12 protein-coding genes and 1 tRNA gene are annotated in these 14811 nt (G+C 73.0%); 10 read left to right on the top strand and 3 right to left on the bottom strand.

Translation table 11 applies throughout. The features are described from left to right. Positions 1–412: 412 nt before the first annotated feature. From ACZ60B_RS03620 to ACZ60B_RS03640, 5 genes are all read left to right on the top strand, one after another. Positions 413–499: transfer RNA gene (locus ACZ60B_RS03620), tRNA-Leu, on the top strand. A gap of 528 nt (positions 500–1027) precedes the next feature. Further along, the gene (locus ACZ60B_RS03625; protein ID WP_469383843.1) at positions 1028–1990 is read left to right on the top strand and encodes an NAD-dependent epimerase/dehydratase family protein; all 963 of its coding nucleotides are present in this window, start codon (positions 1028–1030) and stop codon (positions 1988–1990) included. Between the two features lie 192 nt (positions 1991–2182). Beyond that, the gene (locus ACZ60B_RS03630; RefSeq protein ID WP_469383845.1) at positions 2183–3736 is read left to right on the top strand and encodes a DUF2252 domain-containing protein; all 1554 of its coding nucleotides are present in this window, start codon (positions 2183–2185) and stop codon (positions 3734–3736) included. Between the two features lie 312 nt (positions 3737–4048). Then, entirely contained in the window at positions 4049–4846 is a 798-nt protein-coding gene (locus tag ACZ60B_RS03635; RefSeq protein ID WP_469383846.1) for a hypothetical protein, read from the top strand. A 59-nt stretch (positions 4847–4905) separates the two neighbouring features. After that, positions 4906–5235, top strand: coding sequence for a rhodanese-like domain-containing protein (locus ACZ60B_RS03640; RefSeq protein ID WP_469384085.1), 330 nt, complete (start codon positions 4906–4908; stop codon positions 5233–5235). 84 nt (positions 5236–5319) lie between these two features. On the opposite strand, the gene ACZ60B_RS03645 is transcribed toward ACZ60B_RS03640, so the two are convergent. Next, positions 5320–6528 (bottom strand): acyl-CoA dehydrogenase family protein, encoded by a 1209-nt coding sequence (locus tag ACZ60B_RS03645; protein WP_469383848.1) that lies wholly within the window; start codon positions 6526–6528, stop codon positions 5320–5322. A gap of 487 nt (positions 6529–7015) precedes the next feature. On the opposite strand from ACZ60B_RS03645, the gene ACZ60B_RS03650 reads away from it, so the two are divergent. The 3 genes from ACZ60B_RS03650 to ACZ60B_RS03660 are packed head-to-tail and all read left to right on the top strand — an operon-like array spanning position 7016 to position 10015. Next, positions 7016–7918 (top strand): DUF5819 family protein, encoded by a 903-nt coding sequence (locus ACZ60B_RS03650; protein WP_469384086.1) that lies wholly within the window; start codon positions 7016–7018, stop codon positions 7916–7918. Next, the gene (locus ACZ60B_RS03655) at positions 7915–9207 is read left to right on the top strand and encodes an HTTM domain-containing protein (RefSeq protein ID WP_469383850.1); all 1293 of its coding nucleotides are present in this window, start codon (positions 7915–7917) and stop codon (positions 9205–9207) included. Before ACZ60B_RS03650 ends, ACZ60B_RS03655 begins: the two co-directional genes overlap by 4 nt. A 10-nt stretch (positions 9208–9217) precedes the next feature. Further along, a complete protein-coding gene (locus ACZ60B_RS03660; protein ID WP_469383851.1) occupies positions 9218–10015 on the top strand; it encodes a TrmH family RNA methyltransferase in 798 nt (265 codons plus the stop codon). Between the two features lie 52 nt (positions 10016–10067). Here the strand turns inward: ACZ60B_RS03660 and paaN are convergent, their stop codons facing one another. Continuing rightward, entirely contained in the window at positions 10068–11774 is a 1707-nt protein-coding gene (gene paaN / locus ACZ60B_RS03665; protein ID WP_469383852.1) for a phenylacetic acid degradation protein PaaN, read from the bottom strand. A gap of 160 nt (positions 11775–11934) precedes the next feature. Between paaN and ACZ60B_RS03670 the strand changes: the two genes are divergently transcribed. Both ACZ60B_RS03670 and ACZ60B_RS03675 read left to right on the top strand, forming a co-directional pair. Further along, entirely contained in the window at positions 11935–13449 is a 1515-nt protein-coding gene (locus ACZ60B_RS03670) for a 3-hydroxyacyl-CoA dehydrogenase (protein WP_469383854.1), read from the top strand. Then, the gene (locus ACZ60B_RS03675; protein WP_469383856.1) at positions 13446–14036 is read left to right on the top strand and encodes a TetR/AcrR family transcriptional regulator; all 591 of its coding nucleotides are present in this window, start codon (positions 13446–13448) and stop codon (positions 14034–14036) included. The genes ACZ60B_RS03670 and ACZ60B_RS03675 overlap by 4 nt, the downstream gene beginning before the upstream one ends. A gap of 140 nt (positions 14037–14176) precedes the next feature. On the opposite strand, the gene ACZ60B_RS03680 is transcribed toward ACZ60B_RS03675, so the two are convergent. After that, entirely contained in the window at positions 14177–14662 is a 486-nt protein-coding gene (locus tag ACZ60B_RS03680) for an Lrp/AsnC family transcriptional regulator (RefSeq protein WP_469384087.1), read from the bottom strand. Positions 14663–14811: the final 149 nt, after the last annotated feature.

Raw genomic sequence — 14811 nt, forward strand, 5'->3', positions numbered from 1 at the left:
CCGGTGCTTGTACTGCTCGTACTGCTTACTGATCGTATCCACGCGCTGCTCGATCGGCTGGTTCCCCCTGTCGGCTCGGTCGACGGGCGTCGACGCCTGCGAGCTTCCCTGCGGAACTCCCCTTCGAACTCCTCTTGCCCAGGATCGTAGAGGGGGCCGCAGACCAGTGTCCCGCACCCGACTGTGCACCCTGACCGGCTCCCGGTCGGACGGCCGGTACCGGTACGAGGTTGATACGTGAACCGGTACGTGTCGAGACGTAGCCGCGACGGCACCGGGCGGGCCGACTGTGCCGCTGCTCACCGCCTGCCCAGGGGAAAGGGATGTGAACGCACCCCCGACCGCGTGCTAATGTTCTGCATGTCGGAAGGCGCCGCACCGAAAAGGAACGGAGCCGGAAGACGCACCCAATGCGCGGGTGGCGGAATAGGCAGACGCGCTGGATTCAGGTTCCAGTGCCCGCAAGGGCGTGGGGGTTCAACTCCCCCCTCGCGCACCAGACGAAACGGTCGGTACCGATTACGGTACCGACCGTTTCGCGTATGTGGGCGGAAACCTGGGGGCCGTTGCCGGGCCGAGGTCTTCGGTCGGGGTCGGCGGTGCGAGGGGTGCGGGCTCGGAGTCGCCGACTCGGGGCCGCCGGTCACCCGATCCTCGATGTGGATCTTCACTTGTTTTCGTCCTCCCCGGCGACGGGTGGATTGTGAGGAAGGTCTCAGCGCCCGGAAGGGCCGTCCTCCGCGGTCCGGGGTCCATGATCGAATTCGATGACGTCGGCGGGTGCACTCCGTGTCCGGGCGATCTCTCGGAGTGACCGCGATGTCGGGCCCGTGGGGCGGGACTTGGCTGTGCCGAAGGTGATGCGGCCGGGCCGCCCGCAGGCCGGGAGAGTCGTGAGCGGCGTGAAGTGCTCCTGGGTGCCGGACAGTTGATGATCCTGTCGGCTCGCCCTCCGTCCGGAGCCGGTGTTCCGGGGAGGGCATCCTTTGACCCGCAGGGGAGTTCTGCGTCCCGCGGAGGGAGTTCCGTGCCACCTACCGTCCTGATCACCGGAGCGGCCGGCTTCGTCGGCCGTCACGTGGTCGGCGAGGCCCGCGGCCTGGGCGTGGACCTGCGGCTGATGCTTCATCGCAGACCGCTGCCCGGCTCCGCCGGTCAGTCGCCGCCCGGCGCGCGGGAGCCCGTGACCGTCGAGGCCGATCTCGGCGATCCCGGCTCGCTGCGCGGAGTGTGTGCCGGGGTGGACGTGCTGCTGCACTGTGCCGCTCGGGTCGGCGGCAGTCCGGAGGACAACGAGAGCGTCAATGCCCGGGGTACGCAGGCCCTGGTCGCCGAGGCCCGACGGGCCGGGGTGTCCCGCATCGTCCAGATCAGCACGGCGTCCGTCTACGGGCGGGGCACCTACCGCCGGGCCCGCCCGCAGGACCTGGTCCGCAACCCGCAGTCGCCGACCTCGGCGACCCGGGCCGTCGCCGAGGACGCCGTGCTCGCCGCGGACGGGATCGTGCTCCGCCCGCATCTCGTCCACGGTCCAGGCGACACCTGGTTCGTCCCCGGTCTGCCCGGTCTGCTGCGCGCCCTGCCCGGCACGGTCGAGGGCTGGCCCGCGCGACTGTCCGTGGTCTCCGTGCACGAGCTGGCCCGTCTGGCGGTCATGGCGGGCCTCGCCCCGCGACGGAGCCTGACCGCGTCCGTCTACCACGTCGCCCCCGCCGAGCCGGTGACCGTCCGGGACCTGCTGCGGGCGGTGGCCGACTGCGCCGGACTGACCTGGCCGGAGCGGGACCTGACCGTCCAGCAGGCCCGGGACCTGCTGCACGGCGAACCGCGGCTGGGGCACGCGCTCGGCATGCTCGTCACCGACCACTGGTTCGACGGCGGGCCGCTTCGGACCGACCTGGCAGCCGCGCCCGGACCGGACTTCGCGGAGTCCTTCTCCCGGTACGCGCCCTGGTACCGGACGGTGCTGGACGGCTGCGCCCGGGGTTGAGGCGTCCGGGCCGGCCGGAGTGCCGGAGTGCCGGAGGTGAGGAGGGCCGAGAGCCGGCCCACCCGGCGCCCGGAGTGGGTGTTCTGCGGGTGGTTGTCCACAGGGTCTGACGCGTTTCGGCCACCGGCGGTACCGTCAGCACGCATTGATGTTCATGGAAGTTCGTGCGCGGGTGCGGGGGAGGCGGTCGTCATGACCGAGGTCGGTGCGGAGTTGGCGGAGCCGGTGGGGTCCGCCGGGTCGGCGGAGGCCGTCGGTGCTGCGGAGCCCGGCGTGGAACCGGTGGTTCCGGGGCAGTCGGCGCGTTCGGCGGCGCCGGAACGGGCGGTGGCGCAGGGACGGCCGGACGCGCCGGTGGTGGCCCGGCGCCTGTCCACCGTGCGGGGCTTCGCCGCGTGGCCCGTCGAGGGGTCGCCCAAGGAGGAGGGGAAGGCGCTGCGGCGCCGGGTGCCCCGCGCGGCCCACGCCGAACTGGACCTCGACGCCTCACGGCCCGACGCGGTCGCCGCGGTGGAGGAGTCCAACCGGGGCCGGATCGCGGAGCTCACGCCGATCCGGGTGGGCAGGATGGCGGCCACCCCGTTCGCGTTCCTGCGGGGCTCGGCGGGTCTCATGGCCTACGACCTGGCCCGCACGCCCATGACCGGGATCCGCGCGCAGATCTGCGGCGACGCGCACGCCGCGAACTTCGGTCTGTACGGTGACGCCCGCGGCGGCCTGGTCATCGACCTCAACGACTTCGACGAGACCGTGCACGGCCCCTGGGAATGGGACCTCAAGAGGCTCGCCGCCTCGCTCGTGCTCGCGGGCCGGGAGGCCGGCGCCGACGAGGACACCTGCCGCAAGGCGGCACGGGACGCGGTGGGCGCCTACCGCCGCACCATGCGCCTGCTGGCCAAGCTCCCGGTGCTGGACGCGTGGAACGCCATAGCGGACGAGGAGCTGGTCTCCCACACCGACGCCCATGACCTGCTCGGCACCCTGGAGCGGGTCTCCGAGAAGGCGCGGGCCAACACCAGCGGACGCTTCGCGGCCAAGTCGACCGAACCGACCGCGGACGGCGGCCGCCGCTTCGTCGACGCGCCCCCGGTCCTGCGGGGCATCGGGGACGCCGAGGCCGCGGCGGTCGCCGCGGCTCTGGAGCCGTACCTGGACACGCTCTCCGAGGACCGTCTCCCGCTGCTGGCCCGGCACGCGGTGCACGACGTCGCCTTCCGCATCGTCGGCACGGGCAGCGTGGGCACCCGGTCGTACGTGGTGCTGCTGCTGGACCACCGGGGCGAGCCCCTGGTCCTCCAGGTGAAGGAGGCGCGGGCGTCGGCGCTGGTGCCGCACCTGGTGAGCGCCGGGTTCGAGGTGCCCCGGGTCGAGCACGAGGGCCGCCGGGTCGTCCTCGGCCAGAAGCGGATGCAGGTCGTCAGCGACATCCTGCTGGGCTGGACGACGGTCGAGGGCCGGCCCTTCCAGGTCCGGCAGTTCCGCAACCGCAAGGGAAGCGTCGACCCGGCCGCGCTCGCCGCCGACCAGGTCGACGACTACGGCCGGATGACCGGCGCCCTGCTGGCCCGCGCCCACTCGCACAGCGCCGACCCGCGCCTGATCGCGGGCTACTGCGGCAAGAACGAGGAGCTGGACGAGGCGATCGGCACCTTCGCCGTCGCCTACGCCGACCGCACGGAGGCGGACCACGCCCGGCTGGTGGCCGCGGTACGGGCGGGCCGCGTCCCGGCGGAGACGGGCGTGTGAGGCCTGGCGGCCGTCTGCGCGTGGTCGCCCAGAGGGATCGGGAGGCTCGGCGGCCGTCTGCGCGTGGTCGCCGACGGGCGTGTGACGTTCGGCGGCTGTCCGTGTGTGGTCGCCGACGGGCGTGTGACGTTCGGCGGCTGTCCGTGTGTGGTCGCCGACGGGCGTGTGACGTTCGGCGGCCGTCCGCGCGGGGTCGTCTGCCGTCGCGGAACGTTCCGGGTGGCCTGCCGGGCCTCGGCGCGATCAGGGTGCGGGCGGTCTGTCCCGGCCCTGTGGAACCGGACCGGCCCGACGGTGGCCTACGCTGTTCGGGTGACGACCCCGGAAGCTGAGCAGGCACGGCCCGAGGAGCGGCTGGAGCGGGCCGTACGGGCCGCCGAGCAGGCGCTGATCGAGTACGAGATCGCGGTGGAGACCTTCCGTGTGGAGGTCGAGAATTTCTCGCGCCTCCATCACCAGAAACTCGGCCCGATGTACGCCCGGCTCGACGAGCTGGAAGCGCAGATCGCGGAGGCCAAGGCCGCCCGCACCGGCGACCCCGAGGATGTGCGCAAGGCGCAGGACGCTCGCGCGCGGGTGCTGCCGATGCCGGGCGTCGAGGAGCTGTTCCACGGCTGGATGGACGGCGAAGGTCTGTTCCCCGAGGCCGTGGCGATGCTCACGGACCAGCCGGTGCGGCCCCCGCAGCGGGTGCGCCCCAGCGACGAGGTCCGCAAGCTCTACCGCGAACTCGCCCGCAAGGCCCACCCCGACCTGGCCCAGGAGGAGGACGAGCGCCGGCGGCGCGAGGAGTTCATCACCCGGGTCAACGCCGCCTACGCCCGTGGCGACGAGAACCTGCTGCGTGAGCTGGCCGAGGAGTGGGCGGCCGGTCCGGCGCCCGCCGAGCGGGCCCCCAGCCCCAGCGAGGAGCTCTACGCCCGCCTGGAATGGCTGGCCGAGCGCAAGGAGATGCTCACGCACCTCGCGCGGGAGCTGGAGATCAGCGCGATCGGAGAGATGCTGCGGCTCGCTCCGGACGACCCCGACGCCCTGCTGGACGAGATCGCCGAGAAGCTCCTGGCCGATGTCGCCGCACGTGAGGCGGAGCTGGCCGCGTTGCTGGGGTAGCCCCGGTCGGGACGCGAGGCGTTTCGGGTAGCGTCGGTGGCATGAGTTTCGGAGCTGGTGTGCCCACGGTCGAGGTCACTGACCTCAAGGACGGCGACTTCCTGCTGGACGTCCGCGAGGACGACGAGTGGCAGGCGGGTCACGCCGAAGGGGCGCTGCACCTGCCCATGAGCGAGTTCGTGGCCCGGTACGGCGAGCTGACCGAGGCGGCGCCCCAGGACGGCCGCGTCCATGTCGTCTGCCGTTCCGGCGGACGCTCGGCCCAGGTCACGATGTACCTGGTCCAGCAGGGCATCGACGCCGTGAACGTGGACGGCGGCATGCAGGTCTGGGCGGCCGCAGGCCGTCCCGTCGTGACGGACGAGGGCCGGCCCGGACACGTCCTGTAGCGGTCTCACGGTCCCGCGACCCCGCAGGCTGCGGGGTCCCGCGGTCCCGGCGGCCGTTTCTGCCGGTTCATCCGGTCATTCGGTTCAGCCGAGCGGATGGGCGGCCAGCAGGTCGCCCAGCGCCTCCTCGTGGGCCGCCGCCGGACCGAGCGACAGCTCCAGATGCTTGGCCCAGGCGTGGTACCGGTGCAGCGGGTATCCGACGTCCGCGCCGAACCCGCCGTGCAGGTGCTGTGCCGTCTGCACGATCCTGCGCACCCCTTCCGAGGCCCAGATCTTGGCGACCGCGATGTCACCGGTCGTCGGCAACGCGCCCTGCGTCCCGGACGCGATCCGCCACGCGGCCTGCCACAGGGTGGCCTCCATCGCCCGCAGGTCGATGTAACGGTCGGCGGCCTGCACGGCGACGGCCTGGAAGGTGGCCACGGGGAAGCCGAACTGCTCGCGCCTGCCGGTGTACTCGGCGGTCATCCGCAGCACGTTCTCGCCCAGCCCGAGCGCGAGCGCGCACGTGCCCGTGGTCAGCAGCCCGCGCAGCCACTCCCAGGCGCCGTCGGCGTCGATGACGTCGGCCGCCGCGATCCGCGCGGACTCCAGGCGTACCTCGGCGAGGCGCTCGCCGGTGGTGGACACCTGCTCGGCGCGTACGACCCTCTCGTGATCGCGCGGGACCAGGGCGAGGATCGTGCGACCGGTCTCGGCGTGGTCGGTGTCCGTGCGGTCGGCCCCGGTGCGCGGGGCCAGGTGGGCGGACACCTGGGCGGGTACGACCGTGTAGTCCGCGTCGTGCGCCCACGGCACGGCCGTCTGGACCCCGTCGAGGATCCAGGCGTCGCCGTCCTGGCGGGCGGCCACGGCGAGCTCGGCCGGATCGTGGCCGGTGCGGCCGTGGGAAGCGACGGTCAGGACGATCTCGCCCCGCCCCACCGCCGTGAGCAGCGCGGCCTTCGGCGCCGCCGCACCGCCGGAAGCCGGCCCGCCGTAGGCCTGTACGGCCGCGGCGGCCGCGCAGCTCTCCAGCAGCGGTACCCGGGCCAGCACCTTCGCCGACTCGCGCAGCACCAGACACAGCGCGACGGCGTCCAGCCCGGCCCCGCCGTACTCGGGCTCCAGCAGCAGACTCAGCAGGTCCGCGTCGGCGAGCCTGGCCCACAGTGCCCGGTCGAAGCCGTCGGCGACGGCGGCCCCCCGGGTGAGCGCGGGGCTGGGCACGCCGTCGGGCGCGACCCCGGCGAACACCCCCTGTGCCGCCTCGGCCGCCGCCTGCTGCTCCTCGGTGAAGGTGAAGTCCACGGTCCCTGTCCTCCCACGCGCACCCCGGCCGTGACGGGCCGACGGCCTGATCTGACGGACCGTCAAGATAGAACAGGTTCTAGAAGAAGGGAACGGTGGGCGAGGGTGTCGGCCGCTCGGGACGGCCGGTGAGTGCCCGCGCGAAGGACGCGACGGCGTCCGTGGTGAGATGGGCGCCGGCCCTCGGCGTCGACGGCCTGCCGGCCCGCCCGTCTGTTTGACCGACCGACGGTGCGAGGGCGTACGGAACTCGCGGCGGGGCGTACGGGGCTGTGCGGTGCGGATGGGTCTGAGTAACGTTCGCGTGCGACCGCCGTGGGGCGGCGCGTACGGGCGGTACGGTGCCCTGCGGCCGGGGGCCGGAACACGGACGGGGATCGGGAAACGGGGCGGAATGGATGCGTACGGCGGAACGGACGCGGCCGGCGGTGGCGGGAGCGCCTCGCCCGGTCCGGGCACCCCACCTGCGCAGGGGGCCGGGGTGACCATGCGGAGGGCCGGGGATGCGGACGTGACGGACGCCGGGAGCGAGCCGAGGGTGCAGACCGGGACGCCCGCCCCGACCGGACCGGCCACCACGCCTGAGCAGGCCACCACGCCGGATCCGGCCGCCTCGACCGATCCGGCCGCCTCGACGGACGCGGACGACGGCCGTCCGGCGGGACCGGAGCACGCCGAGCCGACGGAACCGCAGCACGCGACGGAATCGGACGACGCGACGACGGGACCGCCTCCCGAGCCGCGTACCGATGTCGCCGCCCTCTCGCCCCGCTACCAGATAGCCGCCGCCCTGGCGCTCGCCGTCGTGGCGGTCACCGTCTGCGTGCACCTCGGCATGGTGTTCATGCATGTCGCCCCGTCGAACACGGTCACCAAGAAGCACGGCAAGGCGATCGAGGAGTGGATCTATCCGGAGTTCGAGCAGAACTGGAAGCTCTTCGCGCCCAATCCGCTCCAGCAGAACATCGCGGTCCAGGCCCGCGCCCGGGTCCGTACGGCGGCCGGCGAGATCCACACCACCGACTGGTACGACCTGTCCGCCGAGGACGGGCGGGCCATCGACGCCAATCCGCTCCCGAGCCATGTCGACCAGAACGAGCTCCGCCGGGCCTGGGACTTCTTCACGGCGACGCACGACGCCGACAACCGGCCGGTGGGACTTCGCGGCAGCCTCTCCGAGTCGTATCTGCGCCGTATCGTCGAACTGCGGCTGGACCGGGACGGCGCGGCCGGGAACGGCGGCACGGTCGACAGCGTCCAGGTCCGCTCCGCCACCACCAATGTGCGTCCGCCCGCGTGGAGTGGCGAGCGGATCTCGCTGAAGCCGATGTACCGGGTGCTGTCCTGGTGGTCGGTCCCGGCCGACGAGGCCGAGGGGGCCACGAAGTGAACCGCATCGCCCTGTCGGTGTCCGGCGGCATCGCCCGCCTGACCGGTTCGGCCCTCGGCCCGTACCAGACCGCCGTGATCCGCATCGGTTTCAGCGCGACCTGGCTGCTGTTCCTGCTGCGCGAGTTCCCGCACCGCCACGAGATGTACGGGCCCGACGGCCCGTGGGACTTCGGCCTCGCCCAGCAGCTGATCGGACTCAACGGCGCCTTCACGGCGCTGATGTGGGCGGACAGCCGCGTCTGGTTCGAGATCGTCTACGCGCTCGCCGTGCTGGCCGCCGCGCTGCTGCTGCTGGGCTGGCGCACCCGCGCCATGTCCGTGGTCTTCATGGTGGGCGTGCTGTCGCTGCAGAACCGCAGTGTCTTCATGGGCGACGGCGGCGACAACGTCCTGCACCTGATGTCGTTCTACCTGGTGTTCACGCGCTGCGGCCAGGTGTGGTCCCTGGACGAGCGGCGGGCCCGGCTCGGCCGGGAGGCACGGGCGCGCGGTGAGCGGGTGGCGGACCGGACCGGGCCGCTGCTGTGGGTGGCGCTCGGGGCGGTGCTGGTGGGGGTGACCGCCGCGGGGCGGCTGGACGGCGATCCGACCGTGCCGGTGCTGCTGTGGGCGGTGTGGACGGCGTCGGCCCTGTGGTGGGCCGTCGGGCGCCGGGCGAAGTCGGCCGAGCCCCGGATACTTCTCGACGTCATCGCCAACATCGTGCACAACGGCGCGCTGCTCGTGATCATGGCCGAGGCCTGTGTGATCTACGCGACGGCCGGCTGGTACAAGATCCAGGGCTCGCGCTGGCAGGACGGCACCGCGGTCTACTACCCGCTGCACCTGGACTACTTCTCGCCCTGGCCGGCCCTGGCCGACCTGATGTCCGTCAGCGGCACGATCGTGATGGTCGTGACGTACGGGACGGTCATCGTGCAGGTGGCCTTCCCGTTCACGCTGTTCAACCGGCGGGTCAAGAACGTCCTGCTGGCGCTGATGATGACCGAGCACGCGGTGATCGCCGTGGTGCTCGGACTGCCGTTCTTCTCGCTGGCGATGATCGCCGCGGACTCGGTCTTCCTGCCGACGTCGTTCCTGCGCCGGCTGGGCGGCTGGGCGGCACGTGTGCGGGAGCGTCTGCTGCCGCGCGGCGGCCCCGTGCTGCCGGCGCAGCGGGACCGGCACAGCGCCGAGGCCGCCGAGAACAGCAGGGACGGCAAGGGCAGCGGGGGCGGCAAGGGCAGCGGGGACGGCGGGGACGCCGGGGAGGTAGAGGGCGCCGAGGCCGCCGGAGCCCCCGCGTAGGCTTCACGGCATGACCGATCCCGTCAGCGTCCGCCCGGAACCCGCGAGCGCCCGGCCCGATCCGCTGCCCGTCTGGCACCGGCTCGCCGACACCGCCGTGCTGCTCGACGGCTTCCACGCGCTCAAGCACGCGGTGCGCTTCGGGGCCCGGGTGCCGGTGGCGGTCACCGCCGACCGGCGGGCGGCGCTGGCGCTGGCGGCCGAGCTGGCCCCCGACGTACGGGACGCCCTGGACGCGCTGCTGACGGAGGTCCCGCAGGCGACGTACGCCTCGCTCGTCCCCCGCCCGCACCCCACCGCCGTGGCGGCCCTGGCCGTACGGCCCGCCCGCGAGGCGAATCTGGGCGCGCTGGAACGCATGCCCCGCACCGCTCCCGTGGTCGTCCTCGACAATCCGCGCAACCTGGGCAACGCGGGGGCCGTGATCCGGCTCGCCGCTGGTTTCGGGGCGACCGGTGTGGTCACCACCGGCACGCTCGACCCGTGGCACCCCACGGTGGTGCGCGGCGGGGCGGGGCTGCACTTCGCCACCGCGGTGGAGCGGCTGACCGTGGCCGAGCTGCCGCCGGGGCCGCTGTTCGCCCTCGACCCGGAGGGCGAGGACATCCGGGGGCTGAAGCTGCCGGAGGACGCGGTGCTCGCCTTCGGCTCGGAGCGCACCGGCCTCTCCGCCGAGCTGCGCGCGCGGGCCGACCAGCTCCTGGCGCTGCCGATGCGCCCCCAGGTCTCCAGCTACAACCTCGCGACCAGTGTGGCCATGACGCTGTACCACTGGAGCGTCACCGGGGGCGCGCCCGGCACCCGCTGAGCGCGCCGCCCCGCGCCGGCGCACCCGCTGAGCGCGCCGCCCCGCACACGCCCTAGGCCTGGCGCCGGACCTCCACCGTCCGGAACCGGTTGGCGACGAACGCGCCGTCGGTGAGCGCCGCGTTGGCCGCCGGGTTGCCGCCCGAGCCGTGGAAGTCGGAGAAGGCGGCCGTCTGGTTGACGTACACCCCGCCGGTGAGGTTCAGCGAGAGCTGGGCGGCCTCCTCCAGGCAGACCTCCTGCACGGCCGACTCGACCTCGGTGTCCGTGGTGTAGGCGCCCACGGTCATCGCTCCCTTCTCACGGATCGTGCGGCGCAGCAGCTCCACCGCGTCCGCCGCCGAGTCCATGGCGACGGCGAAGGAGACGGGCCCGAAGCACTCGTTCATGTACGCGGCCTCGTCGTCGGCCCCCTCCCAGTACTTGCGCGCGCCGTCCAGCTTCACGATCACGGGCGTACGGACGACCGCGTCGGGGAAGTCCGGGTTGCTGACCTGCCGGGACGCGAGGGCGACCTCGCCGAGCCCCGCGGCCGCCTCCAGGCGGGCCTTCACATCCGGGTTGACGATGGCGCCGAGCAGGGCGTTCGCGCGCGCGTCGTCACCGAGGAGGCCGTCCACGGACCGGGCGAGGTCGGCGACGACCTCGTCGAAGGTCCGGGGACCGTCCTCGGTGCGGATGCCGTCGCGGGGGATGAGCAGGTTCTGCGGGGTCGTGCACATCTGGCCGCTGTACAGCGACAGCGAGAAGGCCAGGTTGGAGAGCATGCCCTTGTAGTCGTCGGTGGACTCGACGAACACCGTGTTGACGCCGGCCTTCTCCGTGTAGACCTGCGCCTGGCGGGCGTTGGCCTCCAGCCAGTCGCCGAACGCGGTGGAGCCGGTGTAGTCGACGATGCGGATCTCGGGGCGGGTGGCCAGCGTCTTGGCGATGCCCTCGCCGGGCCGCTCGGCGGCCAGGGCGACCAGGTTCGGGTCGAAGCCCGCCTCGGCGAGCACCTCGCGCGCGATCCGCACGGTGAGCGCGAGCGGCAGCACCGCGCGCGGGTGCGGCTTGACCAGGACCGCGTTGCCGGTGGCGAGGGAGGCGAACAGGCCCGGGTAGCCGTTCCAGGTCGGGAAGGTGTTGCAGCCGATCATCAGGGCGATGCCGCGCGGGACCGCGGTGAACTGCTTGGTGAGCGCGAGCGGGTCGCGCTTGCCCTGGGGCTTGCTCCACTCCGCGGTGTCCGGGGTGCGGACCTGCTCCACGTACGCGTAGGCCACCGCCTCCAGGCCGCGGTCCTGCGCGTGCGGGCCGCCCGCCTGGAGCGCCATCATGAACGCCTGGCCGCTGGTGTGCATGACCGCGTGCGCGAACTCGTGCGTCCGGTCGCTGATCCGCTTGAGGATCTCCAGGCAGACCGCGGCGCGCAGCTCCGCGCCCGCGTCCCGCCAGGCTCCCTGGCCGGCCTTCATGGCGGGCAGCAGGACGTCCACGTCCGCGTGCGGGTAGGTGACGCCCAGCTCGACGCCGTACGGGGAGATCTCGCCGCCCACCCAGTCGTCGGTGCCGGGCTGGCCGAGGTCGAGACGGGTGTTCAGGACGGCGTCGAAGGCGGCCTTGCCCGCCGCGGCGTCCAGGCTGCCGTTCTCGCCGTAGGCCTTGGGGTGTTCGGGGTGCGGGGACCAGTACGCGCGGGTGCGGATCGCCTCGAGCGCCTGGTCGAGGGTGGGCCGGTGCTTGGCGATCAGCTCGTGGGCGGTCGATTCGGCGGCCATGCGGGACCAACTCCTCGTCTCAAGAACTCTTCGTCGAGCTCATGACCTGGGCAGAAACATGGGCAGGAACAGCTAGTCAGAGTTAGAGTAACCGAACGATCGGTCGGGACAAGGGGGTCCGCCGCATCTGTGGAAAACCCCGTGCGGGAGGATCGCGCACATGACAGCAATCGACCTGAACAGCCCCGTGGCCGTAGTCGGCACCGGCACCATGGGCCAGGGCATCGCCCAGGTCGCGCTGGTCGCGGGCCACACCGTACGGCTGTACGACGCCGCCCCCGGACGCGCCCTGGCGGCCGCCGAAGCGATCGGTGCCCGGCTCGACCGGCTCGTCGAGAAGGACCGCCTGAGCGCCGCGGACCGGGACGCGGCACGTGCCCGGCTCCGGCCCGCGCGGGAGATCGCCGACCTGGCGGACTGCGCGCTGGTCGTCGAGGCGATCCTGGAGCGGCTGGACGTCAAGCAGGAGCTGATGCGCGACCTGGAGGCGGTCGTCGGCGACGACTGCCTGCTCGCCACCAACACCTCGTCCCTGTCGGTGACCGCGATCGGCGGCGCCCTGCGCAATCCCGGGCGTTTCGTGGGCCTGCACTTCTTCAACCCGGCGCCGCTGCTGCCGCTGGTCGAGGTGGTCTCCGGGTTCGCCACGGACGTCACCTCGGCCACGCGCGCGTACGAGACGGCCCGGGCCTGGGGCAAGACCCCGGTCGCCTGCGCGGACACCCCCGGCTTCATCGTCAACCGCATCGCACGGCCGTTCTACGCCGAGGCGTTCGCGGTCTACGAGGCGCAGGGCGCCGATCCCGCCACCATCGACGCGGTCCTGCGCGAGTCGGGCGGCTTCCGGATGGGCGCGTTCGAGCTGACCGACCTGATCGGGCAGGACGTCAACGAGTCCGTCACGCACTCCGTGTGGCAGTCCTTCTTCCAGGACGCGCGGTTCACCCCCTCGCTGGCCCAGCGCCGGCTGGTCGAGTCGGGCCGGCTCGGGCACAAGACCGGACAGGGCTGGTACGACCACCGCGACGGCGCGGAGCGCGCCGAGCCGCACACCGCGGAGAAGGCGCAGCCGCCCGCGTACGTGGTCGTCGAGGGCGACCTGGGCCCCGCCGCGGAGCTGGTCGCGCTGATCCGCGAGGCGGGCATCCAGGTCCGCGAGGAGGACGAGGACCACGGCACGCGTCTGGTGCTGCCGTCCGGTGGCCAGCTGGCGCTCGCCGACGGACAGACGTCCGTCGAGTTCCGCGACGTCGTCTACTTCGACCTCGCCCTCGACTACCGCAGGGCCACCCGGATCGCCCTGTCGGCCTCGCAGGACACCGCCCCGGCGACGCTGGCCGAGGCCACCGGCCTGTTCCAGGCGCTCGGCAAGGACGTCAGCGTCATCGGCGACGTGCCGGGCATGATCGTCGCCCGTACCGTGGCCCGGATCGTCGACCTGGCGCACGACGCCGTGAGCAAGGGCGTGGCCACCGAGGAGGACGTCGACACCGCGATGCGCCTGGGGGTCAACTACCCGCTCGGCCCGTTCGAATGGAGCCGCAGGCTCGGCCGCAACTGGGCGTACGCCCTCCTCGACGACCTGCACCTGCGGGACCCCTGCGGCCGCTACGCGCCCTCCCTCGCGCTGTACCGCCACGCGTACGCCACCGACAAGCGGGAGGGGACCTCGTGACCACCGCCAAGCGCGACACGTACACCCCGGAGACGCTGCTGTCCGTCGCCGTCCAGGTGTTCAACGAGCGCGGTTACGACGGCACGTCCATGGAGCACCTGTCCAGGGCGGCCGGCATCTCCAAGTCGTCGATCTACCACCACGTCACCGGCAAGGAGGAGCTGCTGCGGCGGGCCGTCAGCCGGGCGCTGGACGAATTGTTCGGGATCCTCGACGAGGAGCACGCGCGCGTGGGGCGGGCCGTCGAGCGCCTGGAGTACGTCGTACGCCGCATGGTCGAGGTGCTGATATCCGACCTGCCCTATGTGACGCTGCTGCTGCGGGTGCGCGGCAACACCGGCACCGAGCGGTGGGCCCTGGAGCGCCGCCGCGACTTCGACCACCGGGTCGCCGACCTGCTGAAGGCGGCGGCCGCCGAGGGGGACGTGCGCGTCGACATGGAGGGGCGGCTCGCGACGCGGCTCGTCTTCGGGATGATCAACTCGATCGTGGAGTGGTACCGGCCCGGCGGCGGGGGGACGACCGCGGGCGACGTGGCCGACGCGGTGGTGCGGCTGGTCTTCGGGGGACTGCGCCGGGCCGAGTGACGCGGCGGACCGCCCGCACAGCTCCGGGCCGAGCGGCGCGCCGCTCGTTCCCGGGGCTCCGGCGCCGGCGGCGCGGCGGGACAGCGCCCTCCCGGGGCGCCGGGGCCCGGCGGGACCCCGCCGCGAGCCGTCCCCGTGACTCACCCCTGGGGCTCCAGGTCCTCCTCCTCGAACACGAGCAGCGTGCGGGTGCTGAGCACCTCGGGGATCGCCTGGAGCCGGGTGAGGACCACCTCGCGCAGCGCCCGGTTGTCGGGGGTGTGCACCAGCAGCAGCACGTCGAAGTCGCCGCCCACCAGCGCGATGTGGGACGCCCCGGGCAGCAGTCTGAGCTGCTCGCGCACCGTCCGCCAGGAGTTCTGCACGATCTTCAGCGTGATGTACGCGGACGTGCCCTGGCCCGCCCGCTCATGGTCCACGCGGGCCCCGAAGCCCCGTATGACGCCGTCCTCGACCAGGCGGTTGATCCGCGCGTAGGCGTTCGCGCGCGAGACGTGCACCCGCTCGGCGACCGACCGTATCGACGCGCGGCCGTCGGTCTGGAGCATCTGGAGGATGTCCTGGTCGATGGCGTCCAGCGGACGCGGGGGCGGCAGGGCGGTGCCGCCCTCCGGGCGCTCGGCCATTTGTTCAGGTGACATGTCCCCCCGCCTCTCCCTCATGGACGTACTGCGTCCATCTCAGGTTGTGGAGAACCGTTTGTCCACAGCCTGGGGGCGCATGTAGCCAAAATGTGCCGACGACCGAACAATCGGTAGGTGGGGCGGGTCACAGC

The sequence above is a fragment of the Streptomyces sp. NPDC104096 genome (genome assembly GCF_055584385.1).

Excerpts from the sequence above, each read along its gene's own strand:
- ACZ60B_RS03630 (WP_469383845.1), top strand. The coding sequence starts at position 2,183 with ATGACCGAGGTCGGTGCGGAGTTGGCGGAGCCGGTGGGGTCCGCCGGG.
- ACZ60B_RS03650 (WP_469384086.1), top strand. The coding sequence starts at position 7,016 with ATGCGGAGGGCCGGGGATGCGGACGTGACGGACGCCGGGAGCGAGCCG.
- ACZ60B_RS03660 (WP_469383851.1), top strand. The coding sequence starts at position 9,218 with ATGACCGATCCCGTCAGCGTCCGCCCGGAACCCGCGAGCGCCCGGCCC.
- paaN (WP_469383852.1), bottom strand. The coding sequence starts at position 11,774 with ATGGCCGCCGAATCGACCGCCCACGAGCTGATCGCCAAGCACCGGCCC.
- ACZ60B_RS03670 (WP_469383854.1), top strand. The coding sequence starts at position 11,935 with ATGACAGCAATCGACCTGAACAGCCCCGTGGCCGTAGTCGGCACCGGC.
- ACZ60B_RS03680 (WP_469384087.1), bottom strand. The coding sequence starts at position 14,662 with ATGGCCGAGCGCCCGGAGGGCGGCACCGCCCTGCCGCCCCCGCGTCCG.